General features: G+C 69.0%; 1 protein-coding gene and 1 pseudogene. One reads left to right on the top strand and one right to left on the bottom strand.

Annotated features, from left to right (window positions below; genetic code table 11):
- Positions 1 to 153: pseudogene (locus tag AOK24_RS50740) on the bottom strand (oxidoreductase); the annotation flags it as partial.
- A 73-nt stretch (positions 154 to 226) separates the two neighbouring features.
- On the opposite strand from AOK24_RS50740, the gene AOK24_RS16770 reads away from it, so the two are divergent.
- Positions 227 to 491 (top strand): TetR/AcrR family transcriptional regulator (locus AOK24_RS16770; RefSeq protein WP_420876671.1); only part of this gene is annotated, 265 nt, incomplete at its 3' end.

Here is a 491-nt window from a genome sequence, read left to right on the forward strand (position 1 = left end):
CCGTACGGCGAGGACGACGTGCGCGCCGGCGCCCGCGAGGGCTCGCGACGCGGTGAGTCCGATGCCGCTGTTGGCGCCGGTGACGACGACGGTACGGCCGGAGAGGTCCGGCATGCGGTCCACGTTCCACTTGCTCTGCTCGGTGTCTGCCATACCCCCAATGTAGACGCCGCCAACAATGATGGCAACGACAACATGGAACGGGTTCCACGCTACGATGACGGTCATGTCCGCGTCGTCCGAGAACCGCCCCTACCACCACGGAGACCTCCGCTCCACGCTCCTGCGCAGCGCGGAACACACCCTGCGCGAAAAGGGCGCCGCGGCGCTCTCCCTCCGCGAACTGGCCCGCACAGCCGGCGTGAGCCACGCCGCCCCCAGCCGCCACTTCAAGGACAAACAGGCCCTCCTCGACGCGCTGGCCCTCGACGGCTACGACCGCCTCAACGCGGCAATGGAAACGGCGAACAACCCCGCCCTCCCCCTCGAAC

Origin of the sequence: Streptomyces niveiscabiei (assembly GCF_001419795.1) — a bacterium.
Taxonomy (GTDB): domain Bacteria; phylum Actinomycetota; class Actinomycetes; order Streptomycetales; family Streptomycetaceae; genus Streptomyces; species Streptomyces niveiscabiei.